Source organism: Streptosporangium sp. NPDC050284 (assembly GCF_044459525.1).
In the GTDB taxonomy this organism is placed as follows: Bacteria; Actinomycetota; Actinomycetes; order Streptosporangiales; family Streptosporangiaceae; genus Streptosporangium.
In genome coordinates, this window is the sequence record NZ_JBITIZ010000024.1 from 1 (window position 1) to 26,520 (window position 26,520).

The 26,520-nt window shown below is 70.0% G+C and carries 27 protein-coding genes and 1 pseudogene; 15 read left to right on the forward strand and 13 right to left on the reverse strand.

From position 1 onward, the window contains the following. The 8 genes and pseudogenes from ACIBH4_RS35885 to ACIBH4_RS35920 form a co-directional block, all read left to right on the forward strand. Positions 1–259: pseudogene (locus tag ACIBH4_RS35885) on the forward strand (ketopantoate reductase); the annotation flags it as partial. A 33-nt stretch (positions 260–292) separates the two neighbouring features. Beyond that, a complete protein-coding gene (locus tag ACIBH4_RS35890; protein WP_364237134.1) occupies positions 293–523 on the forward strand; it encodes a hypothetical protein in 231 nt (76 codons plus the stop codon). 161 nt (positions 524–684) lie between these two features. Next, entirely contained in the window at positions 685–1,890 is a 1,206-nt protein-coding gene (locus ACIBH4_RS35895) for a cytochrome P450 (RefSeq protein ID WP_362769662.1), read from the forward strand. Positions 1,891–1,928: 38 nt separating this feature from the next. Beyond that, positions 1,929–2,123 (forward strand): ferredoxin, encoded by a 195-nt coding sequence (locus tag ACIBH4_RS35900; RefSeq protein ID WP_362521142.1) that lies wholly within the window; start codon positions 1,929–1,931, stop codon positions 2,121–2,123. Positions 2,124–2,621: 498 nt separating this feature from the next. Beyond that, a complete protein-coding gene (gene vanY-N / locus ACIBH4_RS35905; RefSeq protein ID WP_362521137.1) occupies positions 2,622–3,194 on the forward strand; it encodes a D,D-peptidase/D,D-carboxypeptidase VanY-N in 573 nt (190 codons plus the stop codon). A 257-nt stretch (positions 3,195–3,451) separates the two neighbouring features. Beyond that, positions 3,452–4,408, forward strand: coding sequence for a D-alanine--D-alanine ligase family protein (locus ACIBH4_RS35910; protein WP_362769660.1), 957 nt, complete (start codon positions 3,452–3,454; stop codon positions 4,406–4,408). Then, positions 4,405–5,784, forward strand: a complete 1,380-nt coding sequence (gene murF, locus ACIBH4_RS35915) for a UDP-N-acetylmuramoyl-tripeptide--D-alanyl-D-alanine ligase (protein ID WP_362769658.1) — start codon at positions 4,405–4,407, stop codon at positions 5,782–5,784. The genes ACIBH4_RS35910 and murF overlap by 4 nt, the downstream gene beginning before the upstream one ends. 92 nt (positions 5,785–5,876) lie before the next feature. Next, positions 5,877–6,569, forward strand: coding sequence for an aspartate/glutamate racemase family protein (locus ACIBH4_RS35920; protein ID WP_362521128.1), 693 nt, complete (start codon positions 5,877–5,879; stop codon positions 6,567–6,569). Between the two features lie 87 nt (positions 6,570–6,656). On the opposite strand, the gene ACIBH4_RS35925 is transcribed toward ACIBH4_RS35920, so the two are convergent. The 10 genes from ACIBH4_RS35925 to ACIBH4_RS35970 form a co-directional block, all read right to left on the reverse strand. Next, positions 6,657–6,827 carry a hypothetical protein gene (locus ACIBH4_RS35925; protein WP_362521125.1) on the reverse strand — a complete coding sequence of 57 codons (171 nt, stop codon included), beginning with the start codon at positions 6,825–6,827 and terminating at the stop codon, positions 6,657–6,659. Further along, entirely contained in the window at positions 6,824–8,305 is a 1,482-nt protein-coding gene (locus ACIBH4_RS35930) for a HAMP domain-containing sensor histidine kinase (protein ID WP_362769656.1), read from the reverse strand. Before ACIBH4_RS35930 ends, ACIBH4_RS35925 begins: the two co-directional genes overlap by 4 nt. A 7-nt stretch (positions 8,306–8,312) precedes the next feature. Then, complete coding sequence (locus ACIBH4_RS35935; RefSeq protein ID WP_362521119.1) at positions 8,313–8,987, reverse strand: response regulator transcription factor; 675 nt, start codon at positions 8,985–8,987, stop codon at positions 8,313–8,315. Between the two features lie 316 nt (positions 8,988–9,303). Next, positions 9,304–10,617: a glycoside hydrolase family 43 protein gene (locus ACIBH4_RS35940; RefSeq protein ID WP_362769654.1), complete on the reverse strand. Its 1,314-nt coding sequence runs from the start codon at positions 10,615–10,617 to the stop codon at positions 9,304–9,306. Positions 10,618–10,774: 157 nt separating this feature from the next. Next, complete coding sequence (locus ACIBH4_RS35945; protein ID WP_399173634.1) at positions 10,775–11,059, reverse strand: transposase; 285 nt, start codon at positions 11,057–11,059, stop codon at positions 10,775–10,777. A 133-nt stretch (positions 11,060–11,192) separates the two neighbouring features. Then, positions 11,193–12,224, reverse strand: a complete 1,032-nt coding sequence (locus ACIBH4_RS35950; RefSeq protein ID WP_362769664.1) for an aldo/keto reductase — start codon at positions 12,222–12,224, stop codon at positions 11,193–11,195. Between the two features lie 14 nt (positions 12,225–12,238). Beyond that, on the reverse strand, positions 12,239–13,381 hold the full coding sequence (locus ACIBH4_RS35955; protein WP_362521113.1) for a serine hydrolase domain-containing protein: 1,143 nt from the start codon (positions 13,379–13,381) through the stop codon (positions 12,239–12,241). Next, positions 13,378–16,083, reverse strand: a complete 2,706-nt coding sequence (locus ACIBH4_RS35960; protein WP_362769652.1) for a branched-chain amino acid ABC transporter permease/ATP-binding protein — start codon at positions 16,081–16,083, stop codon at positions 13,378–13,380. Before ACIBH4_RS35960 ends, ACIBH4_RS35955 begins: the two co-directional genes overlap by 4 nt. Continuing rightward, positions 16,080–16,850 (reverse strand): ATP-binding cassette domain-containing protein, encoded by a 771-nt coding sequence (locus ACIBH4_RS35965; protein ID WP_362521107.1) that lies wholly within the window; start codon positions 16,848–16,850, stop codon positions 16,080–16,082. The genes ACIBH4_RS35960 and ACIBH4_RS35965 overlap by 4 nt, the downstream gene beginning before the upstream one ends. Further along, positions 16,847–18,097 (reverse strand): ABC transporter substrate-binding protein, encoded by a 1,251-nt coding sequence (locus tag ACIBH4_RS35970; RefSeq protein ID WP_362769650.1) that lies wholly within the window; start codon positions 18,095–18,097, stop codon positions 16,847–16,849. Before ACIBH4_RS35970 ends, ACIBH4_RS35965 begins: the two co-directional genes overlap by 4 nt. Positions 18,098–18,426: 329 nt before the next feature. On the opposite strand from ACIBH4_RS35970, the gene ACIBH4_RS35975 reads away from it, so the two are divergent. The 7 genes from ACIBH4_RS35975 to ACIBH4_RS36005 all read left to right on the forward strand — a co-directional run bounded on the left by ACIBH4_RS35975 (position 18,427) and on the right by ACIBH4_RS36005 (position 23,976). After that, a complete protein-coding gene (locus ACIBH4_RS35975) occupies positions 18,427–18,753 on the forward strand; it encodes a hypothetical protein (protein WP_362769648.1) in 327 nt (108 codons plus the stop codon). Positions 18,754–18,827: 74 nt separating this feature from the next. Continuing rightward, on the forward strand, positions 18,828–19,358 hold the full coding sequence (locus ACIBH4_RS35980; RefSeq protein ID WP_362769646.1) for a DUF1697 domain-containing protein: 531 nt from the start codon (positions 18,828–18,830) through the stop codon (positions 19,356–19,358). A 159-nt stretch (positions 19,359–19,517) separates the two neighbouring features. Then, positions 19,518–20,003: a hypothetical protein gene (locus ACIBH4_RS35985; RefSeq protein ID WP_362521095.1), complete on the forward strand. Its 486-nt coding sequence runs from the start codon at positions 19,518–19,520 to the stop codon at positions 20,001–20,003. Then, complete coding sequence (locus ACIBH4_RS35990) at positions 20,000–20,308, forward strand: transcriptional regulator (protein WP_362521092.1); 309 nt, start codon at positions 20,000–20,002, stop codon at positions 20,306–20,308. Before ACIBH4_RS35985 ends, ACIBH4_RS35990 begins: the two co-directional genes overlap by 4 nt. 177 nt (positions 20,309–20,485) lie before the next feature. Further along, positions 20,486–20,923 (forward strand): Fur family transcriptional regulator, encoded by a 438-nt coding sequence (locus tag ACIBH4_RS35995; protein WP_350949426.1) that lies wholly within the window; start codon positions 20,486–20,488, stop codon positions 20,921–20,923. Positions 20,924–20,963: 40 nt separating this feature from the next. Then, complete coding sequence (gene katG, locus ACIBH4_RS36000) at positions 20,964–23,195, forward strand: catalase/peroxidase HPI (RefSeq protein WP_362769644.1); 2,232 nt, start codon at positions 20,964–20,966, stop codon at positions 23,193–23,195. Between the two features lie 190 nt (positions 23,196–23,385). Next, positions 23,386–23,976 carry a dihydrofolate reductase family protein gene (locus tag ACIBH4_RS36005; RefSeq protein ID WP_362769642.1) on the forward strand — a complete coding sequence of 197 codons (591 nt, stop codon included), beginning with the start codon at positions 23,386–23,388 and terminating at the stop codon, positions 23,974–23,976. 67 nt (positions 23,977–24,043) lie between these two features. Here ACIBH4_RS36005 and ACIBH4_RS36010 read toward each other — a convergent pair whose 3' ends face one another. The 3 genes from ACIBH4_RS36010 to ACIBH4_RS36020 form a co-directional block, all read right to left on the reverse strand. Then, positions 24,044–25,057: a class I SAM-dependent methyltransferase gene (locus tag ACIBH4_RS36010; protein ID WP_362769640.1), complete on the reverse strand. Its 1,014-nt coding sequence runs from the start codon at positions 25,055–25,057 to the stop codon at positions 24,044–24,046. Beyond that, positions 25,054–25,494: a VOC family protein gene (locus tag ACIBH4_RS36015; protein ID WP_362521081.1), complete on the reverse strand. Its 441-nt coding sequence runs from the start codon at positions 25,492–25,494 to the stop codon at positions 25,054–25,056. Before ACIBH4_RS36015 ends, ACIBH4_RS36010 begins: the two co-directional genes overlap by 4 nt. 163 nt (positions 25,495–25,657) lie before the next feature. Then, positions 25,658–26,422: an SDR family NAD(P)-dependent oxidoreductase gene (locus ACIBH4_RS36020; protein WP_362521078.1), complete on the reverse strand. Its 765-nt coding sequence runs from the start codon at positions 26,420–26,422 to the stop codon at positions 25,658–25,660. Between the last annotated feature and the right edge of the window lie 98 nt (positions 26,423–26,520).

Sequence of the window (26,520 nt, forward strand, 5' to 3'; positions counted from 1 at the left end):
GCTGCCGTCGGTCGTCTTCGGCACCCTCGGCCGGCCGCCGACCGACCGGGAGCGGGCCGTACGCCAGGCGTTTCGCGAGGCCGGACTCCGGCTCAGGGAACAATCCGATTTCCGCGGCTGGTTGTGGATCCATTTCGCGTCGGGTGCCGGTCTGCTCTCACAGGGCCTGCGGCTGGGTTCCCTGTCCAAGCTGGCCGGGGCAAGAGGCGACCTGCGCGAAGGGCTGCTGGCCGGCCGGGAGCTTCTGCCGCTCCTCTAGGCGCGCGGTGTCGACCTGCGACGTCACCGCGGTGTGCTGCTGTTCCGTGTGCCCACCTGGCTGACGGCCCCCGTGCTCGCCTGGCTGACCGCTCATGTCGCGCTCGCGCGCGTGAATTTCGCGGCGCACTCCGACCCCGACGCCGAGGAGCCGCGTGAGGTCTGCCGGGACACCCTGGCCGAAGCACGACGGTTGGGCATCTCGGTACCGCGACTGGAAGCGGCGGAACCGCACTTCGCCCGCGAGGGGACGGGTCGAGTCTGAATCCACCGATATTTGTCGGTCCCGGTGGTCCATTGCGGCTCCTTGGTCCGCCGCATCCCAGAGCCGAACCCGGTCGCACCGGTCGACCAACCGCCGTTCACATGCGGCTTTTCGTTGTCCGGCCTCTATCGCCCGTCCGTGACGCCGTGGAAGGAAAAGTCATGACCACCGCAGAGAAGCACGAGTTCCCCATGGCCCGTACGTGTCCGTTCGCGCCGCCGCCGGCGTACGAGGAGATCCGTGAAGGAGAGCCGGTCTCGCGGGTTCGTCTGCCCGACGGCGGGTGGGCCTGGGTGGTCAGCCGCCACGAGGACGTGCGAACCGTGTTGAACGACCGGCGGTTCAGCGCCGACCGGGAACATCCGGATTTCCCGTCACTGGTCAAGGGCGAGGCGGCGTTCCGGCGGCCGGACGAGGAGCGCTTCCTGATCTCGATGGACGCGCCCGAGCACGGGCCGTCGCGCAAGGCCGTACTCGGCGAGTTCACGGTGCGCCGGTTGGCGGCGCTGCGGCCGCGGATCCAGGAGATCGTCGACGGGCAGATCGACGCGCTGCTGGCCGGGCCGCGGCCCGGTGACCTGGTGGAATCGCTGTCGCTGCCGGTCCCGTCACTGGTGATCTGCGAGATGCTGGGTGTGCCCTACGCCGACCATGAGTTCTTCCAGGAACACACGGTGAAGGTGATCAAGCAGTCGACGCCGCCCGAGGAGCGGGGGGCGGCCATGATGGCCATCCAGGGCTACATGACCGACCTCATCGCGCAGAAGGAGGAGAACCCGCCGGACGACCTGCTCGGGCGGCAGATCGTCAAGCTGCGCGCGGACGGCACCTACCGGCGGACGGCACTGGCCCGTATGGGCTTGCTGCTGCTCGTGGCCGGCCACGAGACGACGGCGAACATGATCTCGCTGTCGACCGTGGCGTTCCTGCGCGACCCGGAGCAGCTCGCGATGATCAAGGCCGACCCGGGCAAAACGCTCAACGCGGTCGAGGAGATGCTGCGGTACTTCACGATCATCGACGTGGCGACGGCCCGGCTGTGCGTCGAGGACATCGAGGTCGGCGGGCAGCTGATCCGCGCCGGCGAAGGATTGCTGGCGCTCGGGTATTCGGCCAACCGGGACCCGCGGGCGTTCGAGAACCCGGACGAGCTCGACATCGAGCGCGGCGCGCGCCACCACGTCGCGTTCGGATTCGGGCCGCACCAGTGTCTGGGCCAGAACTTGGCTCGGATGGAGCTGCAGATCGTGTTCGACACGCTGTTCCGCCGCGTCCCCACGCTGGAGCTGGCGATGGATGTCGACGAGCTGCCGTTCAAGGACGACGCGAACATCTATGGCCTGTACCAGCTCCCGGTGACCTGGTAGCGGACGAACCGCCATCCCCGTCTCAGGAGGAGAGGGCCATGAAAATCATCGCGGACACCGACAGGTGCGTCGGTGCCGGACAGTGCGTGCTCACTGAGCCCGCGCTGTTCGACCAGAGCGAGGACGACGCCACAATCATCGTGCTGAACGAGACACCGGAGGGCGAGCTGGTCGAGAAGGCCCGCGAAGCGGTGCACCTGTGCCCTGGCCAGGCACTCTCCCTGGAGGAGTGAGGCAATCCGTGGATGGCCGTACAGCCTGAAAGAATCACACTGATCGGTGTGGGACGCCGAACGGCGCGTCTCCGCTCGAACAGGGCAGTGGCCGCGTGAGAGCCGGTGAGCCAGGAGCAGGCGGCGGCCGTTCTCGGAGAGCAGCGGCAGGCCGATACCCGTCACCGCCGCCGGCGTGTGCCGTGGCCGCCGAGCCCAGCAGTGGCGCGGTCGCGGCGGCACCGGCCACCACGGCGGCGCCCCGTAACAGCGAACGCCGGTCCCATGCTCCGTTGTCAGCCACAACCTTCTCCTTTTCATGGTCACCTTCGACGCGACGTTCCGATCAGCGGACGGAACGTCGCGTCCACTGTCGACCGGCCGTGTGCCCGCCTCGTCCTCGCCGCGTCATGGTCGTGTCACTGCCCTGCAGACGGTCGCGCCGACGGTCGCCGTCGTCGACGAACGGTGACGTGCGGCGGGCAACGCGGGCACATTCGGCGCCGATCGTGGTGCGTCATGAACGAGCCACGCATGATCCCGTCTCGGCCCCGTGACCGGCTGTACGCCGTGGTCACGCTGGTGCTCGCCGTGCTCCTGCTGCCCGCGGCGTTCGTCCGCGCCCCCGGCCGCGCCCGCGAGATCGCCTGCCGCTGGGCGTTACGGATGCGATTCCCCGCCGAGGACCTCACCGGGCTCACCGAGGGTGCCCTGGCGGCTTTCACGGCGGCGCGTACCCAGGCGCTCTGGCGTCACGGCCGGCTCATCGGCCTCACCTCGGGATACCGCGATCCCCATGTCCAGCAACGGATGTTCGACGAGGAGGTGCGCCGCGCGGGCTCCCCGGCGCTGGCGCGCATGCTCGTGCTGCCACCGGCGGAGTCCGGCCACGTCAGGGGCGTCGCGTTGGACGTGCGCCCCCACGAGGGCGCGCGCTGGCTGGAGGAACACGGCGCCCGCTACGACCTGTACCGCATCTACGACAACGAGTGGTGGCACTTCGAGCACCGCCCGGACAGCGGCGGCAGGCCACCCCGGCGGCTGCCCCACCCCGGCGTGGGTTACGCCGGCGAGTACACGGACCGGCTGTAGCCCGGCCCTGGTCCGCGCATGCGGGGCGATTCGGGGGAGTCGGACCGGTCGGTCCGGCGGGCACGGACCTCGGTGGTCAGCGGGGGACGGCCGGCTCGCCCCGCATCGGGACCCAAGGCCGCCGGCCGTGACACGACCATGACACGGCGCTGACGAGGCGGGGACACGGTCACCCGACAGTGGGTGGGGTTGACCGGCTCCCGTTCCCCAGCGGTGGGTCCGGCTCTCTCCGTGCCGTCGAGGAAGGCTGATCGATCGTGACCGAACGCGTACGCGTGGCTGTGCTGGCCGGAGGGCCGTCCGCCGAGCACGAGGTGTCGCTGCAGTCGGCGCAGGCGGTGCTCAACGCTCTGCCGAAGGATCTGTACGAGCCCGTCGCGGTCATCATCGACCGGCGGGGCCGGTGGCCGGTGGAGCTGCGACGCGGTCTGGTGGACGTGGCCTTCCCCGTGCTGCACGGGCCGTTCGGCGAGGACGGCGTCGTCCAGGGCCACCTGGAGACGTTGGGCATCCCGTATGTGGGCTGCGGCGTCATGGCCTCCGCCGTGGCCATGAACAAGGTCGCGATGCGGCGCGCGTTCCTGGCAGAGGACATTCCGGTCACGCCGCATGTGTGGTTCACCGAGCACGAATGGGTCACCGCCACCGACCACTGGGAACTGGTGAAGTCGCTCGACTGGCCGATGTACGTCAAACCGGCCGGTATGGGCTCCTCCATCGGCATCTCACGTGTCACCTCCATGGAGGAGTTGCGCGCGGGCGTGGATCTGGCGCTCGCCTACGATCGGGTGGTCGTCGTCGAGCAGGGTGTGACCGCGCGTGAGGTCATCTGCGGCGTGCTCGGCGGCTACGACACCCCGGATGCCTCGGTGCCCGGCGAGCTCATCGTGCCCGGCGACTGGCTCGACTACGAGGCCAAATACCTCAGCCGGGCAGAGATCGCCACCATCCCCGCCGTGCTGCCGGAACGGGTGGCCGAGGACGTGCGCGAGCTGACCCTGTGCGCCTTCCGGGCGATCGGCGGCTACGGCCTGTCCCGTGTCGACTTCCTCTACGAGGAGGACACGGGACGCCTGTACGTGCTGGAGATCAACACCATGCCCGGCTTCACCTCACGTTCCGTCTACTCCAGGGCGTGGGCCGCGAGTGGTGTCCCGTACCCGGATCTGCTGCGCCGCCTCATCGACCTCGCGTTCGCCAGGAGCGGCTCATGATCCCCATGACGCTGAACGAGATCGCCCGGGTCGTCGGCGCGAGCCTGCATGACGTGCGCGACCCGCAGGCGCCGGTGACGGCGCCCTCCGCGGTCGACTCTCGCGAGGTGGTGCCCGGCGGCCTGTTCGTCGCGACGGCCGGCGCCCGCGTCGACGGTCACGACCACGCGGCCGGTGCCGTCGCGGCCGGCGCCGTCGCCGTGCTGGCCTCAAGGCCCGTCGGCGTGCCCGCCCTCGTGGTCGAGGACGTCCAGCTCGCGATTGGCCTGCTGGCCAGGCACCTGCTCGAACACATCGGTCCGACCGTGATCGGCATCACCGGCTCCGTGGGCAAGACCACGACCAAGGACCTGCTGGCCCAGGTGCTCGAACGGCACGCCGTGACGGTGGCCACCGACAGGTCGTTCAACAACGAGCTCGGGCTGCCGCTCACCGTGCTGCGCGCCGATGCCACCACCCGATACCTGGTGCTGGAGATGGGGGCGGGCCGCAAGGGCGACCTGAGGTATCTAACCGGGCTCGCACCGCCCAGGGTCGGGCTGGTGCTCAATGTCGGCACCGCGCATGTGGAGCGCATGGGAGCCGGGCCGGCCGACGTGGCCGAGGCCAAGGGCGAGCTGGTCGAGGCACTTCCGGCGGATGGGTTCGCCCTGCTCAACGCCGACGACCCGTACGTCATGGGCATGGCCGGCCGTACCAGGGCCCAGGTGCTGTTGTACGGCCGGTCGGCGCAGGTGCGGGTGCGAGCCGAGAACGTGCGGACGGCCGATCGCGCGCGAACCGCGTTCGAGCTGGTCACGCCCTCAGGACGCGCCCCGGTCGAGCTCGACCTCATCGGTGAGCACCAGGTGGGCAACGCCCTGGCGGCCGCAGCCGTCGCCACCGTACTCGGCCTGGAGGTCGCCGAGATCGCCGACGGGCTGAACGCCGCACGGCGGCGCTCCGCGGGCCGGTTGGAGATCGTCGAACGACCTGACGGCGTCACCGTCGTCGACGACGCCTACAACGCCAGCCCCGAATCCATGCGGGCCGGGTTGCGGGCGGTGAGGGCCCTGGCAGGCACCCGCCGTACCGTCGCCGTGCTCGGCGCGATGGGGCAGCAGGCCGGCGCCTCCCGCGCCCGGCACGCGGAGATCGGCCGGCTCGTCGCCGACCTCCGCTTCGACGTGCTGATCGCGGTCGGACCGGGGGATCCGCTCGCGATGGCGGAGGCGGCGGAGTCCTCGAAGCAGGGCGTGGCCGTCCACACCGCCCAGGACGTGACCGAGGCACTCAGTCTGGCCGGCGCGCTTCTCGAACCGGGAGACGTGGTGTTCGTCAAGGCCTCCAGCGAGATCGGGCTCGGTGCCTGCGCCCGTGCGCTGGCCGGAGCCTGACCGCCGGCGCTTCGCCGAGGGGCCGAGCGGATCAAGTCCACGCCGACGCACCGCCTGGCCGGTCGCGGCACCAGTCATCGAAACGGAGTTCCATGCGTACGATCGGTCTCATCGGCGGGTTGAGCTGGGAATCGACGGTGATCTACTATCAGATCATCAACCAGCGGGTCCGCGAGCGGCTCGGCGGCAGCCATTCGGCCAACAGCCTCATCTGGTCGGTCGACTACACGACCGTCGAGGACCTCGTCTTCGCCGACCGCTGGGACGAGGTGAGCACGCTGCTCGCCGATGCCGGAGGGAAGCTGGAGGAACTCGGCGCCGAGGTTCTGCTCGTCTGCAGCAACACCTTCAGCCGGGTGAGCGACGACGTGGCGCGGGCCGCGAGCGTGCCCGTGCTGCACATCGCCGACGCCGTGGGCGCGGAGGTCCGCGCGAGAGGGATGCGCAAAGTCGGTCTGCTGGGCACTCGCTTCACCATGGAGCAGCCCTTCTACCGGGATCGGCTGGCCGCGCACGGCCTCGACGTGGTCGTGCCGCGACGCGAGCAGCGGGAACTGGTCCACCACGTGATCTTCGACGAGCTGGTGCGCGGGGTGCTCAGGGAATCCTCCAGGGACGCGTACGCCCGGATCATCGCCGATCTCGCGGTGGAAGGAGCCGAAGGCGTCGTCCTCGGCTGCACGGAGATCGAGCTGCTGATCACCGAGAAGGACACCGCCGTCCCGCTGTTGCCGAGCGCTCGGCTGCACGCGGAGGCGGCGGCCGGCTTCGCGCTCGCCGAGTGACGTACCCTCGGTCGCGTCCCCGCACAGCGCGTTGACGCCGTACGAACCCCGGTGCCGCAGTTCGGCGCCGAGGACGGGTCCCCACCGTCACCCGGGAGGGTTCCGGGGAGCGAAGGTGATCGTCGTGGTCGGTGCGACGCGTCCGCTCGGCGGGTCGCCGGCCGGGATGACGTCGCTGGGCCGCACGCCGCAACCGGCCACGGTGACGAGCGATACGAGGCCCACGGCGAGCACGCGGCGGGCGGACCCTGTCCTCACTCGGAGCCTCCGTCCGGATCGGGTACCCGGCGCGGCAGGCGCAGCGTGAACACGGCGCCTCCGTCCGGGGCGTTGGTGACGGTGAGGTCACCTCGGTGCAGACGGGCGTTCTCCCGTGCGATGGCCAGGCCCAGGCCGCTGCCCTCGGACCTGGCCCTGGCCGCGCTGGCCTTGTAGAACCGGTCGAACACGTGCGGCAGCACCGCCTCCTCCAGCCCCGGCCCGTGGTCACGGACCTCAAGAACGATCCGGTGCGGGTCGGCGCGAAGCCGTACCGACACCGGTGGCTCGCCGTGCCGCAGGGCGTTGCCGACCAGGTTCGCGAGGATGACGTCCACCCGGCGCGGGTCCAGCCGCGCCGTCACCCCGGCGGGAACCTCGGTGCGCACCCGCTCCGACCAGCCCCGAACGCGCAAGGTCGCGCCCACCAGTTCGGCCACGTCGACCTCGTTCGGCGCGAGGGCCGCGACGCCGGAGTCGAACCTGCTGATCTCGATGAGGTCGTTCACCAGGGCGGTGAGGTTGAGCGTCTCCTGGCCGACCAGCCTGGCGGCCCTGTCTGCGGGCTCGGGCAGCCGGTCCGCCTCCTCCTCCAGGACGTCGGCGACCGCGGTGAGCGCGGCGAGCGGGGTGCGCAGCTCGTGGGACACGTCGGCCACGAACCTGCGGGCGTCGGCCTCCATCTCGCGCAGCTGCCCGACGAGCCGTTCCAGCTCCGCGGCGGTGTTGTTGAACGTGCGCGCCACGTCGGCGAGCTCATCGGAGCCGCGCACCGCGATCCTGGTCCGCATCTCACCCTCGCCCAGCAGGCGCGCCGCCCGGCCGAGCTCGCGCACCGGGCCCAGCACACCACGGGCGGCGAGCAACGCCAGGACGACCGCGAACGCGAGGGCCGCCCCGCCGATCAGCCGGGCGATGGCGGCGAGCTCGTCGATACTGCGCTGTTCGGGAAGCAGGCTGCGCGCGATGTAGACCTCGATACCGGACACCCGCGTCGTCCGGTCCTCCTCGATGATCAGCAACGGTATGCCGATGATCAGGGTGGGCTCACCCTGCCGCACCACCCTCTGCCACGCGGTGCGGCCACCGGCCACCACCCGCCGCAACTCCGGTGAGGCCACCCCGAAATCCAGGGCCCGGGCCTCCTCGCCCGGCCTCCAGCGTCCCAGCGGCGGCGAGGACGGTGGAAGCGGCGAGTGCGTCTCGCGGTAGACGGCGACCGCGAAGCTGTCGCGGTCGGTCGCGGCCTCGGCGATCTCGCCGAGCTCCTCCGGGCCGGGCGTCGCGCTCCGCAACGGGTAGAGCGCCTGCAGGCGGCCGGTCATCGCCTGCACCGCGGCATCCTGGGTCCTCTCCAGGATGGCGTTGCGCGCCTGGACGTAGATCCCGCCGGCCACCGCCGCCGCGGTGACCACGCACAGCAGCGCGAAGGAGAACAACAGCCGGGCACGCAGCCCCAGGCTCGGCCGAGGTGTCACCGGCGGATCACACCGGCCCGAACCGGTACCCGAACCCACGCACCGTCTGCACGTAGACGGGCGCCGCCGAGTCGTCCTCGATCTTCGCGCGCAGTCGCTGCACGCACGCGTCCACCAGACGCGAGTCGCCGAAATACCCGTGCTCCCACACCGACTCCAGCAGTTGCTGGCGGCTGTGCACCCGGCCGGGAGTGCCGGAGAGTTCGAGCAGCAGGCGCAGCTCGGTCGGGGCGAGGTCCACCGGTACGCCGCGTTTGGCGACCACGATCCCGGCCCGATCGATGGTCAGCTCCCCGTGCCGCTCCAGCTCCGCCTGGTCCCGGCCGACCCGCCGCAGCACGGCGCCGATGCGTGCCTCAAGCACCCTGGGCTGCACCGGCTTGACCACGTAGTCGTCGGCGCCCGCCTCAAGCCCGGCCACCACGTCCATGTCGTCGCCGCGCGCGGTCAGCATGATGATCGGTGTCTGACCGGTGGCCCGGATACGGCGGCAGACCTCGAACCCGTCCATGCCGGGCAACATCAGATCGAGCACGACGACGTCGGGAAGGTCCGTACGCAGCCGCTCCAGCCCCTGCTCGCCGGACTCCGCCGCGCGCACCCGGTATCCGTGCCGGGTCAGGGCCAGCTCAAGGCCCTCCCGTACGGCCGGGTCGTCCTCGATCAACAGCACTCGCGACACGCCGCCGAGTTTCACCGCACGCCCCTGTAACTTGTCCGCCGGTCGACCCCGTCCAGTGTCGGCCGGCCGTGTCCTCGCCTCGTCTTCGCCATGTCATGGTCGTGTCACGGTCTTGCCGACGGTCGCCGCCGCCGGCAAGCGGTGATATGCGGCAGGTGAGGCGCGTTCGGCGCCAATCGTAGTTCGGCACGAACGAGCCACGCACGCTCCCACCTCGGCCCTGTGACCGGCTGTGTCCGGCACGGCCCGGCTGTATCGACCGGGCGAGCACCGGCGAGCGGCGCTCGGGCGAGGGGGCGGCGAAGTCTTCTTTTCGTCAGGCCAGAGGGGAGGTCACCGTGAAGGATGCGTCGGAGGCGAAGACCGAGGTGGACGCTTTCAGGTCCAGCCGCATCTCGTAGTTGTAGTGGCGCAGATAGCGGCCCGGCAGGTTGTACGACTCGAACGAGGTCGTACCGCCGCCGGCCAGCCCCGCTCTGCCGCAGAACGTGGCGTCGCCCTTGAAGATCGCCGTGCCGTCGTCACGCTGCAGGGTGAGCCGCATGTTGTAGTGCCGCAGGTAGTAGCCCGGCAGATTCACCGCCTGGAAGGAGTAGCAGCCGTTGTTGGCCAGCCCGGCGGTCACGGTGAACGTGGCGTCCCGGCGGTCGGTGAGCGGGCTGGAGGCGCTCAGCGGGTCGATACGGGCAAGATTGTCGCGGTGGCGCAGATAGCGATCGGGGAAGTTGGCCGAGCGCAGTGAGCGGTTACCCGTCGGCACCGCCGTCGTGTCACCGACGTCCTCGCGCAGCACGGTGAAGTGCCTGGCGACGCCGGACAGGCCGGACAGCTCGACCTTGGTGGAGAAGGTGGACAGGTCGGAGCTGTCGGCGTAGTAGTAGCGGCCGCCCGTGTAGTTGTCGAAATAGATCCGCCACCTGCCGTCGGGCAGTCGTGTCAGCGCGGGCCCCTCAAGTCCCGAGCCCCAGCCCGCCCAGTTCCCGACGCCGGTGAACTGCCAGGGGCCGGTGAGCGAGGTGGCGGTGGCGTGCTCGATGTACTTCGTCGTCTCGTTCTTGAGGAAGTTGTGGTAGGTGGAGCCGACCTTGACCACGAAGCTGTCGATGTAGTTCGCCGGGATGCCCAACGCCGTCGGGGCGCTCCAGGACGACAGGTCGGCGTTGGTGGCGGTGATCCGGTACGGCCTGAACTGTCCCGCCGTGCCGGTCGTCGAGGCCGAGAAGATCACGTGGACGCTGCCGTCGGAGTCCTTGAACCACTCCGGAGCCCAGGTGCTGCCGGTGGCACCGTTCAGCCCGACGGTCACGTTGCGAAGGAACGTCCAGCTCACGGAGTCGGCGCTGCGAGCGAAGCCGATGGTGTCACCGGTCCAGTTCGTCGTGTAGACGAGGTAGTAGTAGCCGTCGGTGTGCCGCAACACGCTGGGATCCCTGATCAGCCCCGACGGTGGTGTGTAGGCGTTGGCCCGCACGAGGGAGAAGGTGGAGGCGTTGGGGGAGTCGTAGACGTACATGTTCGATTCGCTGCTGTTGGTGAAGGCCGTCATCAGGTAGTGGGGGACCGGACCGGCGGCGTGGGCCGCCACCGGTGTCAGGACAACGGCCATGACGACGGTGAACAACGCGGCCAAAACTCTGTGATACCTACGCATTCCGATACCTCCACGATGTTAGCGATAACATTTCACGGCGAGCGTACGGAGACGGTGATTCGAGCGTTGGCGCATTCTTAGCCCGGCGAAGGGGCCTTCGTCAATGAGGTGATCTAGGAGCTGTTCGAGGTTCGGATCATGTGGGTGAGGTGAGGAGTTTCAGCCACATGATCGAGCCTCGGAGGTGGAGTACGGCCTCGTGGCTTTCCTGGGTTTTGTCATAGCGGGTGGCCAATCCGCGCCAGGTCTTGATCTTCTGGAAACAGCGTTCGACGGTGTTGCGCCGGCGGTAGCGCTCGGGATCGAAGTCGACGGGCCGCCCGCCCGCTGAACCTTTCTTCTTGCGGTTGGCCCGCTGGTCGGTCTTCTCCGGCGTGCCCGCCGTTCGACAACGGCGGGCACGCCGGGTAACGCTGGACATGACAATCCACAGGTACGACCAACGCCGCGATCACCTGCAACAACGCGACCGGCCGGTACGGCCGTCCGTCACCGCCTTCACCCGCACGTGACGAACCGGTGGGGGATCGCCGACGGTGACGAGCGGGTACCGGTCAGACCCTGCCCGGATGCGGCCGGAACCGCGGGCCGCCGATCGGTTCGTACCAGCCGGCGACCTTGTCCCCGGGCGGGGCCACCGCGTCGATCGCGTCCAGATCCTCGGCGGTCCACTCGATCGCCGAGGACTCCGCGCACGAGTCGAGGTCGGCCAGCCGCTCCGGCCCGCACAGCACACTCGTCACACCGGGCTGCCGTAAGACCCAGGAGAAGGCCAGCTGGGCCATGGTCACGTCATGACGGGCCGCGATCACCCGCAGCACGTCGAGCACGTCGAACACGGCCTCGCTGAATCGGTCACCGGCGAAGTCGGCGAGCACGCCACCCGCGCCGTACCGGCTGCCCGCGGACGGCGGCTCGCCGCGCCGGTACTGGCCGGTGAGCACTCCTCCGCCCAGCGGCGCCCACGGGTTCACCGCGAGCCCGAACGTCGTCGCCATCGGGAGCAGCTCACGCTCGATCCGCCGGTCGAGGATGTTGTACGGCGGGGTCTCGGCCACGATCCGGTTGAACCCGAACTCCTTGGCCACCCACAGTGACTCGACGACCTCCCACGCGGCGGAGGTGCTTACCCCCAGGTAGCGGACCTTGCCCGCACGCACCAGGTCGTCCAGGGCGCGCAACGGCTCGTCGACCGGTACGTCGGGGTCGAACCGGTGCAGGGTGAACACGTCGACGTGATCGGTCCGCAGTCGCCGCAGGCTCTCCTCGCACTGGCGGATCAGGTGCCGTCGGCTCACACCCCGCCCGTTGGGATCCTCGGTGTCGACCGGCATGTACGCCTTGGTGTTGATCACCACTCGATCGCGCTTGGACGGCTTCGCCAGGGCGGCCCCGACGACGGACTCGCTGCGCCCGGGGGCTCCGCCGTAGTTGTTCGCCGTGTCGAAGAAGTTGACGCCGAGATCGAGCGCCCTGTCGATGATCCGGACCGACTCGGCCTCGTCGGCCCTGTCGCCGAACATCCAGCACCCCAGGCCCAGGGCGCTCACCCGCACGCCGGTCCGCCCGAACGGCCGGTACTCCATAGCGGTCACCCCTTTCAGTCCAGGCCCGCGACCGCGCGCACGGCGTCGGCCAGCGGGACGAACGGTTCGGCGCCAGGCGGGGCGCCGAGGAACATCCGGTTGTGGGTGATGACGACGGCCAGCCCGGTCGCGAGGTCGGCCCATCCCATCGACCCGCCCACCCCGGCGTGGGCGAGCACCTGGGTCGAACGGCCGAGCAGCGGGTCGGCCGGGGGCGACTCCCCGCCCAGCCAGTAACCGCCGGTGCCGATCCAGGTGGTTCCCTGGTAGACCTCGTCGAACTCGCCGGCGTTCGGCCGCGGCGACGTCAGGGCGAGCAGGCGGTCGGCCGCGATGTACCGGCGACCGTCGATCTCGCCGCGGTTCGCCAGCATGCTGAAGAACCGCGCACCGGCGCGGGCCGACATCACCGCGCCGGCCGCCGGGATCGACGACGACCGGAACCGGGGATCGTTCCAGCGGTCGGCGTCGGGGCGGATCTCCGGGGGCATCGACAGCAGCGGCACCCCGGTCATCGGCGCGCGCTTCGGCGGGTTCGGCCCCCAGGTCAGGCGAGCGACCCGGTGTTCGTGCTCCGCCGGGAGCACGTCCCAGACGTCGTCGGCGCCGATCGGCAGGCACAGTTCCTCGCGGAGGAACCGATGGTAGGGACGGTGGCTCGGGTCGGTGCGGCGGATGACCTCACCGAGGATGTGCCCGAAGCTGATCGAGTGGTACATGGAGCGTTCACCCGGCGGGTGCAGCGGTTCGACGTCCGCGAGCCAGGCGGTGATCGCCTCCTGGTCCGCGAGTCCGCCGGCGTCCAGGCCGGGCGGCATGTGCGGAACGCCGGCGCGGTGCGTGAGCACGTGGCCGACGGTGATGTCCTGCTTGCCGCGCCTGCCGTACTCCGGCCAGTACGTCGCGATCGGCTGGTCCATGTCCACCAGCCCTCGCTCGCACTGCAGCTGGATCGCCGTGGCGAGAAGCGCCTTGCTCACCGAGAACACGGGGAACAAGGTGTCACCGTCGACCGCCCGGCCGCTCCGCGGGTCGGCGACGCCGGTCCACGCGTCGACGATGAGCTCATCGCCGAGGTAGGCGGCGACCTGCACACCGACCTCGCCCAACTCGACGGCGCGGGCGAGCGCGGCCTCGATCCGATCGTCGGACCTCATTGTTCGACTTCCTCTCTCTCACGCCCGGGTTCGGTCTCCTGCGATTCGGTCTCGTCGCCGAGGTAGGCCGCGATGACCCGCGGGTCACGGCGTACCTCCGCCGGCGTCCCGTCGGCGATGATCCGCCCGCGCTCCATCACGATCAGCCGGTCGCACACCCGCATCACCAGCTCCATGTCGTGCTCGACCACCAGCACGCCCATGCCGCGTTCGTCGGCGAGCCGCCGGAGCAGGGTGCCGAGTTCGGCCGACTCCGTCGAGCTCAACCCGGCCGCCGGCTCGTCGAGGCAGAGGACGGACGGTTCGGCGGCCACCGCACGGGCGATGCCGATCAGCCGACGCCGGCCGTACGGCAGCTCGGTCGGCAGCCGGTCGAGATCCGGACCGAGCTCGAACAGTTCGACGGCGGCGAGCGCTCCGGCGGTGAAGGCGGTCGGGCGCGGCCAGACCAGGTCGGTCAGGTAGGCGCTGCCGGACCGCGCGTCGACCGACGCCTTGAGGTTGTCGGCCACCGTCATGTCGTCGAACAGCTCAAGGCTCTGGAACGACCGCCCGATCCCCTCGCGGACCCGGCGGTACATGGGCATCGATCCGATCGGCTTGTCAGCGAGCGTGACCGTGCCGGACTTCGGCCTCGTCGCGCCGGTGAGCGCGTCGATCAACGTCGTCTTGCCCGCTCCGTTCGGCCCGATGAGCCCGACGATCTCACCCGGACCGACGTGCAGCGAGGCGTCGTTCACCGCGACCACGCCGCCGAAGGCCACCGTCAGCCCATGGCCGCGCAACACCTGTTCGGGCACCCGGCCGGGTGCTGCCGCGACGGTGTCCGCGCTCGGCCGAGCCGGACGGCGCCGGCGCGGCAGGTGCAGGTGCCGGGAGAGGCCCTCCGCGGCTCCGTCCGGGCGTGCCTGCAGGTACCAGATGGACAGCACACCTCCGATGAGTGCGATCCACAGCGGCATCGTCGCGCTGTCCGAATCGAGCAACGTGGAGATGAAACCGCCGGGGTGTCCGAGCACACCCAGCAACGGGCCGGCGATGTAACCGATGCCGCCCAGGACGACGTAGGACAACCCCAGGATCGAGTCGAAGGCCGCGAATCCCCGCTCGAACACCATGGTCGGCTGCCGGAACACCACCAGGATCCCGCCGAGCGCGGCGATCGCCGCGGAGAGGGCGAACGCGTAGAGTCTGACCCGCCAGGGGTTCAGCCCGACGGACTCGGCCGCCCGCTCGTTGGTACGGACCGCGATCATGCGGCGCCCGACACGGCCGCGCCGGACATTGGCGACCACGAGGCCGGCGAGTACGAACGCGACCAGGCACACGATCGCCCAGCGCCCGGGGTGGGTGAGCGAGTCGATTCGCCAGCCGAACAGCTCCAGCGGGTTCGGCAGGGGCGTGTAGGCGCCGGAGTAGGCGGGGTTCTGCAGCAGTACCCCCTGGATCGCCACGGCGGAGCCGAGTGTGGCCACCGTGAAGTTCACGCCGCGGGTACGCAGCAGCGGCACGCCGAGCACCGCGCCGACGACGAACGTCGCGACCAGGCTCAACGCGACCGCCAGGATGAACGGCATCCCGGTGCTGGTCAGCAGCAGGCCGGTGATCACCGCACCGATGCCGGCGAAGCTGAACTGGCCGAGCGACAGCTGCCCGGTGTATCCGGTGATGACGACGCTGGACAGCAGGATGATCCCGTACGTACAGGTGATCGTCGCCGCCGTGATGTACGACAGCTCGAACACCGTGGTGAGCAGGACGATGCTGCCCCCGAAGAGCGCGAGGAGGACGAGAGGACGGACATGTCCGTCGCCGACCTTCGGCCGTCGCTCGACGATGGCCGTGCGTATCCGCTCGCCCCCGCCTCGCCACACCATCACCAGCACGATCAGCAGGAAGGGCACGGCGTCCGCCCAGCCGGGCGTGGCCACGTAGCGGGTCACCTCGGCCTGGCTCACCCCGATCAGCAGGGCACCGAGGTACGTCAGCGGGAACGAGCGCAGGCCGCCGATGAGCGCGGCGGCGAGCGCCGGCACGATCAGGTGGGTCAGCGTGACGATCTGCACGCCGACGATCGGGGCGAGCAGGACGCCGGCGATGCCGGCGAACACCGAGCCGATCACCCAGTTGGTGGTCGCGATCCTGACCGGGGAGATGCCCAGGGCCGCCGACGCGATGGGGTTCTCCACCTGCGCCGAGGTGGCCAGCCCGAACCGGGTCCGGCCATAGCCGAGGGTGAGCAGGCCGACGAGCACGGTGGCGATGAGGAAGGTGATGATCCGATCCTGGCCCAGGTGGATCCCGAACAGCGACACCGGATCGGTGGGGAAGATGGACTGGACGAGGCGCTCGTCCGCGCCGTAGCGCAACGTCAGTGCGGACTGCACGACGACGAGCACGATCAGGGAGACGATGGTGCGGCTCAGCGCCGAGGTGCGTGCCATGCGCTGGATCGCGAGGCGGTAGGTCAGGTAACCGCACAGCGCGGCGGCGAGCAGCGCACCGGGCACCGCGAGCACGGGCGAGAGCCCCTGGCCCGCGTTGAGTTCCCAGTAGGCGAACGCCGCCACGGTTCCGACGATGCCGTGGGAGAAGTTGATGATCCCGGATCCGCGGTACGCGATCACGATGCCGAGGGCGGTCAGCGCCAGCAGCGAACCTGAGGACATCCCGACCAGCGCGAGCTGGATGGCGCCGTTCATGTGGCGTGGTCTCCGCTCGCGCTCGTCTGGCCTTCGGCCACCTCGGAAAGGTAGCTGGCCTCGATCTCGGCCAGCCGCGACCCCATCTCGGACGCCTTCCCCTCGATCACGATCTCTCCTCGTCGCAGTACGCAGACGCGGTCGGCCACCTGCAGGGCGCGCGTGACCCGCTCTTCGACGATGAGCACGCCGACGCCGCGGTCGGCGGCGGCGCGCAGCCGGGTGAGCAGCCGCGCGACGATCAACGGGGCGAGGCCGAGCGTCAGCTCGTCGGCGAGAAGCACCTTCGGTGCGCCGGCCAGCGCGCGCGCCAGGGTGAGCATCTGCTGCTCGCCTCCCGACATCAGCCCCACCTTGCGATCCAGCAGCGGCTCCAGCTCGGGCATCAACGCCAGGCTCTCCTCGATGCCTCCCCGGCCGAGGCGGAGGTTCTCCCGGCAGGTCAGGCCCATGAACACCGAGCGGTCCTCGCAGATCAACGCCAGGCCGGCGTCGGCCCTGCGATGCAGTCCCTCGGGCGCGGGCCGGCCGTCGAGCAGGACCGAGCCGCTGATCGGTGTCAGAACCCCGGCCAGGGCGAGCAGGGTCGTGGTCTTGCCCGCGCCGTTCGCGCCCAGCAGTGCGACGATCTCGCCCGGACGTACCGCCACCGACAGGCCGTGCAGCACGGGGAGGTGGCCGTAGCCGACCTCGAGGTCGACCGCGGCGAGGATCGGTTCGGCGCTTCGCCGGGGATCGGGCGTCACCCGATCCCCGCCCTGGATCACCCGTTCTCCCTGAGGGCGTCGAGCACGCTGAACGGCTCGGCGGCGTCGCTGTAGGTGCCGTTCTTGACCGTGTACGTGACGACGTTGGTGTTGAGAATACGGTCGAAGTCCTTGAGGCCCAGCGGCGTGGTCAGGTTGAGGGCCGGCCCGACTCCCGTATCCACGGAGCTGAGCTTGCCCAGCGCCTCCTGCACCGACGCGGCGTCGACCGTCCCCTGAACGGATTCGGCGGCCGCCTTCACCGCGGCCACCGCCGACCACACGACCACGCCCGCCGACGTCGGCGTCGCGTCCGGCTTGTACTTCTTCATCGCGTCGCGGAAGGCGACCATGCCGGCTTCGTTGCTGTTCACGGGCAGGAACGAGTCGGACAGCAGCACGTCTTCGGCGGCCTTGCCGATCTGGTCGATCAGTGCCTGGGTGAGGGAGGCCGCGGCGAGCCCGGTCTTCACCCCCGGCGCGCCGGCGCCCAGGGCGGCGATCGCCTTGCCGGCCTCGCCCGGCGGGAGCGCCAGCACCACGCAGTCCGCGCCGTTCGACACGACCTGGGCGACCGGGGGTCCGTAGTCGGCGTTCGTGGTCGGCACCGCGATCTTCGCGTTCAGTTTCATGCCAAGCGATCTGAGCCCGGCGTCGGCGAAGTCGGCCGAGGCGATCGAGGACGGCAGCGACTGCGTGATCGCGTCGACCTTCTTGCAGCCGTAGGTCTTGACCAGTCCGATCGCGGCCCCGCTGAACGAGACCGGTGTGCCGCCGGGGATCGGCCAGGAGGTCTTGCTGGTGAATTCGAGCGGGTTGATCGGGTGGCTGAGCAGCGGGATGCCGGCCTGTTCGAGCACCGGCACCATGCCGCTGCCACCGACCGACAGGCCGCCGATCACGGCGATCGCGCCTTGACCGACCGCGTCCTGAGCGCATTTCGCGCTCACATTCGGGTCGGCCTGGTCGTTGCAGACCGTCAACTCGACCTTGCGGCCGGCTATGCCGCCGGCGTCGTTCACCGCGGACACGGCGGCCTCGATCGCCGCCGCCTGGTCCGGGAACCCGACCGACGGTGCGGACACCGTCAGGATGCCGACGAGCTTGAGCGATGCCGATTCCGACGAGATGGCGGAGGTGGCAGAGGTGACGGGTGTCTCGTCGTCCGGGGTGGCCGAGCATGCTGCGGTCAGCGCCAGTGTCGACGCCACTGCGGCGGCGGCGGTGAGCCGTCGGGTCCAGTCGGGGTGATATATCCTGTTTGTCATGGTGATGTCCCATTAGCTCGTTATGGCGTTGGTCCCCCGATGCGGTAGGGGGAGCGTCGTCAGCCTCAGTTACCGGCGGCATTACCGCGGCGCCCCAGGGGCTCGATAACAGGTCCCGTGCCCTGAGCCCGGATGCGCAATGTGCCGGATAACGCCATCCGGCGCGCCGGGTGCACCCGGTTGAGAGGGCTTGGTTCTTGGGCACCGTGACCGCATAACTCACGCTGGTCCACCTCGTCTTCGACACGATCGCCAACCTGCTCACCCAGGCCGAGCAGGTCGAGTGCTTTCGCAATGCCGCCCGCCACCTCACCCCCGGCGGCCGGTTCGTGATCGAGCTGTGGGTGCCTGAGCTGCGCAAGCTCCCACCGGGTCAGCAGGCCCTGGTCTGGCACAGCGAGCCGGGCTACATCGGTTTGGACACCTACGACGTTCTGCGCCAGCACGTCGTATCGCATCACTTCAGGTTCGACGAGAGCAGGCAGGCCCAGCTGTATCGCAGCCCGCACCGCTACATCTGGCCGACCGAGCTTGACCTCATGGCTCAGCCGGCCGGGTTCGTACTGGAGAGCAGGCACGCCGACTGGGCCGGAGCCGACTTCACCGCCGAGTCGCGTTCCCATGTGTCCGTCTACCGCATTCCGCCGGACCGCTGAGAGCGCCACCGCCAGAGTCAAGGTCGCTGATCAGGTCTCGTGCCGCTCCGAGAGCGGAAGGGAGAAAATAGGGCATGACGCGATACGTGGCGCTGCTGCGCGCGGTGAACCTCGGCAGCCACAAGAAGATCTCCATGCCCGACCTGCGCGCGGTGTGCGCGGAGCTGGGGCACACCGACATCCAGACCTATCTGCAGAGCGGCAACGTCGTCTTCACCGCCGACGAGCCGGAGGCGGGGAAGGTCGCGGCGCGGCTTGAGGGGCGGCTCGCCGACGGGCTCGGGCTGAGCACGAAGGTCATCCTGCGGACCGCCGGCGAGCTGAGGGCGATCGTCGAGGCGAGCCCGGCGAAGGCCGACGATCCGACCGGATACTCGGTGTGGTTCCTGCTCGACTCCCTGTCGGCGGACTGGCTCGACGGCTTCGACGCCGGGAGGTTCGCACCCGAGGAGATGTGGACGGCGAGCCGTGAGATCTACCTGAGCCTGCCGAACGGTTCCGGCCGCGCGAAGCTCCCGGTCGCGCTCGAACGACGTCTGAAGACCCCGGCCACCATGCGCAACTGGAGAACCGTCACCAACCTTGTGGAACTGGCCGCAGGTTGAGCCGGTGAGGGGGCCGCCCGCGGCGCGGACCGGCCCTCTCACCGAGAGCGCCGCCCGCGCGGGCTGGAGGACCTGTCCGTACCGGCCTGGCTTGGAAAGTACTTGACGACATGGAAAGTAGAAAGTACTTTCCATGTAGGAAAGAACGAAGGAGTGGACATGGAAATCTCCCCGGAAGAGGCTGCGCGGACGCTGGAGCAGATCCACGAGACGCGGCGCAGAGCTCTGCGCGCCGCGCCGCCGATGTTCCCCGCCTGGTATCCCGTGGCGGTATGGGTCTTCGTCACCGGAATACAGTTCGTCACCGAGGTCCCGCCCGCCTGGTGGATCTGGATCGCGGTGCCGGCCCTGTCGGCCGGTCTCGCCGTCGCCGTCCTGAAGTTCGTGAGAGACGTCAGGAACGCGAACCTGCGCCCGCACTCCTCGCTGACGGACCCGTGGGCATGGGTCGGCTTCACCGGCTGGCTGGTCGCCACCGGTGTCGGGGCCGCCCTGATGGCGTTGTGGTTCACGGAACTGGGCCTCGCCTACCCGCGTACGCTTATGGGTGTGATCATGACTGTGGTCGCGGCGATCACCACGCCTCTTCTGGCCCGCTGGATGTCCGGGCGGACCGTCCACCGGGCGGAGACGGTGGCGCGATGACGCCGCGACTCGACCCGGCGATCCACGCGCCGACCCGGTTGGGGATCGTCTCGCTGCTGGCCGCCGCCGACGAGGCGGAGTTCGCCTTCGTCCGCGACAACCTGGGCGTCAGCGACTCGGTGCTGTCCAAGCACGCGAGCGCCCTGGAGGCGGCCGGTTACGTGAAGATCCGCAAGGGGCATGTCGGCAAACGCCCGAGGACATGGTTCAGCCTCACTCGCGAGGGGCGCGCGGCCTACACCGGCCACGTCGCCGCACTTCAGGCCATCGTCGCCCAATCCGGCCTCTCGGTCCTCCCCAGCTGAGGCGGAACAACCAAGACGAAACTCCCGCCGGGCCGTTCCAGGCGGCCGGAGTCGCCGGTCGGAGCCGGTCCTCAGGTCCTCGGGGGAACCCGGATCGCCTCCTCGCCTGGCGGGGCTCTAAATTTGCATTGTTCATTATCTTGAACTCTTCGTGTTTATGGCGCTAGATTTGGTCCCATGACCGCACCTGGCACTCCAACCACCGCCGATGAGCTGCGCGGGGTGGGCCTGCGGGTGACGGCCGCGCGGGTGGCCCTGCTCGAGACCGTCCGGGACGGCAACCATCTCGGAGTCGAGGCGATCGCCTCCGGGGTGCGCGATCGGGTGGGCCACATCTCACTCCAGGCCGTGTACGAGGCCCTCCAGGCGCTCACCGCGGCCGGGCTGTTACGCCGCATCGAACCGGCCGGCAGTCCGGCCAGGTTCGAGGGGCGTGTCGGCGACAACCACCATCACATCGTGTGCAGGTCGTGCGGTGTCGTCGCCGACGTCGACTGCGTGGTCGGTGAGGCACCCTGCCTGACCGCGTCCGACGACCACGGCTTCTCGATCGACGAGGCCGAGGTCATCTTCTGGGGCCTGTGCCCCGGCTGTTCCACCCCTCGCGGCTCCTGAGCGCCGCGACTCCCTGAAACAGAAGATCCAGAAGGATTCCATGTCTGAGAACCATGATGCAATCGTCACGGACGCGAAGGCGGAGGGCGAAGGTGGCTGCCCGGTCGCGCACGAGCGTGCCCCGCACCCGACTCAGGGCGGCGGAAACCGCCAGTGGTGGTCGGAGCGGCTCAACCTGAAGATCCTCGCGAAGAACCCCGCCGTGGCCAACCCCCTCGGCGAGGAGTTCGACTACGCCGAGGCGTTCAAGTCCCTCGACCTCGCGGCCGTGAAGCGGGACATCGCGCAGGTGCTCACCACCTCGCAGGACTGGTGGCCGGCCGACTACGGTCACTACGGCCCGTTCATCATCCGGATGGCCTGGCACAGCGCGGGCACCTACCGGATCAGCGACGGCCGCGGCGGCGCCGGCGCCGGTCAGCAGCGCTTCGCCCCCCTCAACAGCTGGCCCGACAACGCCAACCTCGACAAGGCCCGCCGCCTGCTGTGGCCGGTCAAGAAGAAGTACGGCCAGAGCCTCTCGTGGGCCGACCTCCTCGTCCTGTCCGGCAACGTCGCCCTGGAGACGATGGGCTTTGAGACCTTCGGTTTCGCCGGCGGTCGTGCGGACGTCTGGGAGCCCGAGGAGGACGTCTACTGGGGTCCGGAGACCACCTGGCTCGACGACCAGCGCTACACCGGTGACCGGGAGCTCGAAAGCCCCCTCGGCGCGGTCCAGATGGGTCTCATCTACGTCAACCCCGAGGGCCCGAACGGCAACCCGGACCCGCTCGCCTCGGCCCGCGACATCCGCGAGACGTTCCGCAGGATGGCGATGAACGACGAGGAGACGGTCGCCCTGATCGCGGGCGGTCACACCTTCGGCAAGACCCACGGCGCGGGCCCGGCCGACCACGTCGGCGCCGACCCGGAGGCCGCCTCGATCGAGGAGCAGGGCCTGGGCTGGAACAACACCTACGGCACCGGCAAGGGCGGCGACACGATCACCAGCGGTCTTGAGGGTGCGTGGACGAACACCCCGGTGACGTGGGACAACAGCTTCTTCGAGATCCTCTACGGCTACGAGTGGGAGCTGAGCAAGAGCCCCGCGGGCGCGCACCAGTGGAAGCCCAAGGACGGCGCCGGTGCCGGTACGGTCCCCGACGCCCACGACCCGTCGAGGAGCCACGCCCCGACGATGCTCACGACCGACCTCGCGCTGCGCGTGGACCCGGTCTACGACCAGATCTCGCGGCGCTTCCTGGAGAACCCCGCCGCGTTCGCGGACGCCTTCGCCCGGGCGTGGTTCAAGCTGACCCACCGCGACATGGGCCCGGTCGTGCGCTACCTCGGCCCGGAGGTCCCGACCGAGACGCTGCTGTGGCAGGACCCCCTGCCCACCGCGACGTACCAGCCCATCGACGCCGATGACGTCGCCTTCCTCAAGAGCCGGATCCTCGCCTCCGGCCTGCCGGTGTCCCAGCTGGTGTCCGCCGCGTGGGCGTCGGCCTTCTCCTTCCGCGGCAGCGACAAGCGCGGCGGCGCCAACGGCGCGCGCGTCCGCCTTGAGCCGCAGAAGGGGTGGGAGGTGAACGACCCCGACCAGCTGGCCACCGTGCTGCGCGCCCTGGAGGAGATCCAGGAGGCGTTCAACGCCGTCCGGAGCGGGGGCAAGCAGGTCTCGATCGCCGACCTGATCGTGCTCGCCGGTAGCGCTGCCGTCGAGCGGGCCGCCAAGGACGCGGGCTTCGACATCGAGGTCCCCTTCACGCCGGGCCGCGTGGACGCCTCGCAGGAGCAGACCGACGTGGAGTCGTTCGCCGCGCTCGAGCCGACCTCCGACGGGTTCCGCAACTACGTCGGAAAGGGCGACCGGCTGCCCGCCGAGTACCTGCTGATCGACCGGGCGAACCTGCTCACCCTGAGCGCCCCCGAGATGACGGTCCTCGTCGGTGGCCTGCGCGTCCTGGGCGCCAACCACGGGCAGTCCTCGCTCGGCGTCCTCACCACGACCCCCGGGGTCCTGACCAACGACTTCTTCGTCAACCTGCTCGACCTGGGTACGAGGTGGAAGGCGACGTCGGGGGACGAGAGCACGTTCGAGGGCCGCGACCTCGCCACGGGCGAGGTCAAGTGGACCGGCAGCCGCGCCGACCTCGTCTTCGGGTCGAACTCCGAGCTGCGCGCGCTCGCGGAGGTCTACGCGAGCGACGACGCGAAGGAGAAGTTCGTGAAGGACTTCGTCGCGGCGTGGGTCAAGGTGATGAACCTCGACCGGTTCGACCTCGTCTGATCATGACGTTCAGGCCGGCCTCCGCCGGCCTGAACGTCGGTCCCCCTCCCGATGTCGTCCACCTGTGGTGTCGGCGTCGAGAGGGGGACTCCTCGGATCGTGCCCTCCGGACCGTCGACCCGGTGGCCCGTCGTTCGTGTAGGGGATGAGAGCCAGGACCAACCTGGCGGACCCCGAAGGAGACGGAGACATGGGCAAGGTCATCGTGATCGAACATTTGACGCTCGACGGCGTGATGCAGGCGCCGGGACATCTCGAGGAGGACCCCCGCGACGACTTCCGGCACGGCGGCTGGGCGACTGTGCGCCAGGACCCGGCCATGCAGGAGGCGATGGGGGCCCGCATGTCGAGCGCGTGGTCCCTGCTGGCCGGCCGCACGACATACGAGCGTTTCGCGGACTACTGGCCACGGCAGGCGCCGAACCCGTTCACCGAGGCCCTGAACGGGGTCCGGAAGTATGTGGCCTCGACCACGTTGGCCGAGCCGCTGCCCTGGCAGCACTCCACCCTGCTCAAGGGCGACGCCGCCGACGCCGTGGCGGTCCTGAAGGAGAAGGTGGAGGAAAACCTGGTGGTGTTCGGCAGCGGGATGCTGGTCAGGTCACTGATGTCGCGTGGCCTCGTCGACGAGCTGCTTCTGCTCATCCACCCGCTGGTGCTGGGGTCGGGCCGCCGCTTGTTCTCCCCCTCCGGCTCGGACCTCTCCGCCTTCCGTCTGGTCGACTCCGCGGCGACGGGCACCGGCGTGATCATCGCCGGCTACCGGTCCGCCGGAGATTGACGGATGAGGGAACGCCCGCTTTCGCTGTCCGGGGGTGGGCGTTCCCCTTTCTCTCGCGGGGACGGAGTCAGGTGCCGGTCACCCCGCCAGGCGCGGCCGTTCGGTTCCTCAGGAGCACGTTGCCCGAGATTCTGGCCTCGCACAGCCTCTCCGCCTCCGGGGTGCCGGCCACCACGGTGAAGCCGGTCGGTGCGAGCCGCAGCTCCATCACCGCCGCCCGTTCGGCGACGGGCAGCGCCGCGTAGCGGGCGAGCAGCTCCTCGTCGTCGAACAGGTCGGCGTCCGACAGGAACACCGGGGAGGCGGGGTGGCGGCGGCCCAGGTCCAGGATCTTGCCGCCGCCGTCCCAGTTGACGCCGTTCAGCGCGACCCAGCCGATCCCGTCGAGGCCCTCGAACAGGCGGGCCGCGTCACCGAAGCGGTGGGTGCGCATGACCGGGTGCAGGTAGGCGTCGGCGTCCAGCACGTCCTGGTCGCGCGGGTCGGCGCCGGGCGCGGTGCCCGTGCCGTAGCGGCCCGCGGAGCGGCCGAACCCCAGCCGGTGCACCACCGACAGGCCCTCCTCGCCGGTGTCGCCGCCCGACAGCAGCCGCACCAGCTCGCGGTCGATCAGCCGCTGATGCTCGCCGAAGCTGTGGAACAGCCACAGGTACATCAGCCCGCCGGGCGACAGCCGCTCGGCGAGCCAGGCCAGGCCCGCGCGGGGGTCGTCCAGGCAGTGCAGCACCCCGGTCATCACGATCAGGTCGTAGGGGCCCTCGAACCCCTCCCCGCCGATGGCGCCGCGCACCAGCTCCACGTTGGTCAGCCCGTTGCGCTCGCGTAGCTCCTCGGCCACGTCGAGTGACGACTGCGACAGGTCCATGCCGGTGAAGTGCGCCTGGGGATACTGCGAGGCGAGTCCGAGCAGCTGGTGCCCGGTGCCGCACCCGGCGTCCAGCACTCGCCTGCCCGCCAGGGTCTTGTCCCTGGCGACCATGCCGATGCCGAGCGCCAGGTCCAGGATCAGGTCGTCGCCGACGGTCAGCGACGGGCACGGGTAGCGTTCGTACAGCTCCCTGACCTGCTCGACGGCGCTCATGGGGTGTCGATCTCCTCGTACGGGATCTCCTCGACCCTGCGGGCGAAGACCCAGTGGTGACCCTCCAGGTCCTCGGTGGTGTAGTTGCGGTCACCGTAGAAACGCGTGTCCGGCTTGTCGCGGATCACGGCTCCCGCGGCCTTCGCGCGCTCGTAGTGCTCGTCCACGTCGTCCACGAACACGTACAGGCTCTGGCGCAGCTCGCCCTCGCCCTGCGGCTCGTGCCTGCGGCCGTCACCCGTCCCGGCGAGCTGCACGACCCCCTCGCCGAACGACAGCTCGGCGTGGACGACGGACCCGTCGTCGTCGTTCAACACCTTGCGCTTTTCGAATCCGAACGCCTCGATGAGCCATTCGATGGCTTTCTCGACATCGGAGTAGAAGATGACGGGGGTGATTCTCGGCATTCCGTCGGGTGGGGTGAGCAATTTCCTCATCTCCTTCGATCGGTGACCATGGAAACGTAACGGGACGCTACCCCGCATCCCGCCGGCGAGACGTGTCGGCGTTCACGGGATCGGTGTTCTGCTCCGGTGTTCCACCTCCAAACGTTCCATGGGCTTTCCCGGTGCTCCACTCCCGAACGTACGGCGAGTTTCCTCAGGTGTTCGGCAGGCGCAGGCCGCCGTCCAGGCGGACGACGGCGGCGTTGAGGTAACCCAGTTCGCACACGGCGCGGACCGCCCGCGCGAACTCCACGGGGGTTCCCGGCCGGGGCGGGAAGACGATCTGCCGCAGGAGCGGGCGCCGGAACTCCGGCGGGATCGCCGCGAGCAGCGGGGTGTCGAACAGGCCCGGTGACAGCGCGCACACCCGCACGCCCACGGAGGCGAGGTCGCGGGCGGCAGGCAGGGTGAGCGCCGCGACCGCGCCCTTGGAGGCGGCGTAGGCGACCTGGCCCGCCTGGCCGTCCTCGGCGGCGGCCGAGGAGGTGTTGACGACCACGCCACGCTCACCGTCCTCCAGCGGTTCGGTCGCGGCCATCGCGGCGGCGGCCAGCCGCATCACGTTGAAGGTGCCGACCACGTTGACCGCGAGCGCCCGCTCGAAGGTCTCCAGGTCGTGCGGGCGGCCGTCCAGTCCGACCGTACGGGCGGCGGGCGCGATTCCCGCGCAGCTCACCGCGACGCGCAGCGGTCCCGCGACCCCGGCGGCCGTCTCCACGGCGCGCTCGACCGAGCCCGCGTCGGTCACGTCGGTCTCCACGAACGTGCCGCCCACCTCGTCGGCCACCGGGCCCGCCGTGGCGGCCTCCAGGTCGGCCACGACCACGTGCGCTCCGGCCTTGGCGAGCTCGCGCGCGGTGGCGGCGCCGAGCCCTCCGCCGCCCCCGGAGACCAGCGCCGTCACACCCTGCAGCTCCATATCCGTTTCGCCGCCTTTTCGCAATAGAGGGTAAATGCTCTCGCTTATCAAGACATATCCTGACGCAAAATTCTGCATTCACGCTGCACCCCACAGAC

What these genes read in the sequence shown, in the direction of transcription:
- ACIBH4_RS35895 (WP_362769662.1), top strand. Translation starts at nt 685, where the DNA reads ATGACCACCGCAGAGAAGCACGAGTTCCCCATGGCCCGTACGTGTCCG.
- ACIBH4_RS35900 (WP_362521142.1), top strand. Translation starts at nt 1,929, where the DNA reads ATGAAAATCATCGCGGACACCGACAGGTGCGTCGGTGCCGGACAGTGC.
- vanY-N (WP_362521137.1), top strand. Translation starts at nt 2,622, where the DNA reads ATGAACGAGCCACGCATGATCCCGTCTCGGCCCCGTGACCGGCTGTAC.
- murF (WP_362769658.1), top strand. Translation starts at nt 4,405, where the DNA reads ATGATCCCCATGACGCTGAACGAGATCGCCCGGGTCGTCGGCGCGAGC.
- ACIBH4_RS35920 (WP_362521128.1), top strand. Translation starts at nt 5,877, where the DNA reads ATGCGTACGATCGGTCTCATCGGCGGGTTGAGCTGGGAATCGACGGTG.
- ACIBH4_RS35945 (WP_399173634.1), bottom strand. Translation starts at nt 11,059, where the DNA reads ATGTCCAGCGTTACCCGGCGTGCCCGCCGTTGTCGAACGGCGGGCACG.
- ACIBH4_RS35950 (WP_362769664.1), bottom strand. Translation starts at nt 12,224, where the DNA reads ATGGAGTACCGGCCGTTCGGGCGGACCGGCGTGCGGGTGAGCGCCCTG.
- ACIBH4_RS35955 (WP_362521113.1), bottom strand. Translation starts at nt 13,381, where the DNA reads ATGAGGTCCGACGATCGGATCGAGGCCGCGCTCGCCCGCGCCGTCGAG.
- ACIBH4_RS35960 (WP_362769652.1), bottom strand. Translation starts at nt 16,083, where the DNA reads ATGAACGGCGCCATCCAGCTCGCGCTGGTCGGGATGTCCTCAGGTTCG.
- ACIBH4_RS35970 (WP_362769650.1), bottom strand. Translation starts at nt 18,097, where the DNA reads ATGACAAACAGGATATATCACCCCGACTGGACCCGACGGCTCACCGCC.
- ACIBH4_RS35980 (WP_362769646.1), top strand. Translation starts at nt 18,828, where the DNA reads ATGACGCGATACGTGGCGCTGCTGCGCGCGGTGAACCTCGGCAGCCAC.
- ACIBH4_RS35985 (WP_362521095.1), top strand. Translation starts at nt 19,518, where the DNA reads ATGGAAATCTCCCCGGAAGAGGCTGCGCGGACGCTGGAGCAGATCCAC.
- ACIBH4_RS35990 (WP_362521092.1), top strand. Translation starts at nt 20,000, where the DNA reads ATGACGCCGCGACTCGACCCGGCGATCCACGCGCCGACCCGGTTGGGG.
- ACIBH4_RS35995 (WP_350949426.1), top strand. Translation starts at nt 20,486, where the DNA reads ATGACCGCACCTGGCACTCCAACCACCGCCGATGAGCTGCGCGGGGTG.
- katG (WP_362769644.1), top strand. Translation starts at nt 20,964, where the DNA reads ATGTCTGAGAACCATGATGCAATCGTCACGGACGCGAAGGCGGAGGGC.
- ACIBH4_RS36005 (WP_362769642.1), top strand. Translation starts at nt 23,386, where the DNA reads ATGGGCAAGGTCATCGTGATCGAACATTTGACGCTCGACGGCGTGATG.
- ACIBH4_RS36010 (WP_362769640.1), bottom strand. Translation starts at nt 25,057, where the DNA reads ATGAGCGCCGTCGAGCAGGTCAGGGAGCTGTACGAACGCTACCCGTGC.
- ACIBH4_RS36015 (WP_362521081.1), bottom strand. Translation starts at nt 25,494, where the DNA reads ATGAGGAAATTGCTCACCCCACCCGACGGAATGCCGAGAATCACCCCC.
- ACIBH4_RS36020 (WP_362521078.1), bottom strand. Translation starts at nt 26,422, where the DNA reads ATGGAGCTGCAGGGTGTGACGGCGCTGGTCTCCGGGGGCGGCGGAGGG.